We start from the raw sequence: 362 nt of genomic DNA, 5'->3' as shown, positions 1-362 counted from the left end.
GTTCAGACGTGTGCTCTCCGATCTTAGCAGTAAAACCCTTTGGCAATTTTATTTTGGGTACCGATACATGATCTAGGCAATAGGTAGTACCACAATCATTACACAGAAAATGTACATGATCATCGTGGTGGTGACCGGCAGCGCAATTGTCTTTACATAATGCATAGCGGATAGCATTATCGGCAGAAGGTATGGTATGAATAATCCCTTTTTCTACAAAGGTTTGTAATGTTCTGTAAATAGTAACCCTGTCAAAAGCTTCACCCATCTGCTGTTCAATATCAGCATGGGTAAGTGCACCAGCAGATTCCAAAAAAAACTGAAGAATTTTTTTCCGGGTATCAGTAACACTTAGCTCGTGT

General features: G+C 40.3%; 1 protein-coding gene. It reads right to left on the bottom strand.

Features of this window, described 5'->3' with window-relative positions:
* Positions 1-362 (bottom strand): Fur family transcriptional regulator (locus CWC11_RS21870; RefSeq protein WP_138684252.1); only part of this gene is annotated, 362 nt, incomplete at both ends.

The sequence above is a fragment of the Pseudoalteromonas sp. S3178 genome, from assembly GCF_005886985.1.
Lineage (GTDB): Bacteria > Pseudomonadota > Gammaproteobacteria > Enterobacterales > Alteromonadaceae > Pseudoalteromonas > Pseudoalteromonas carrageenovora.
This window is presented reverse-complemented; position numbering and strand designations above follow the sequence as displayed.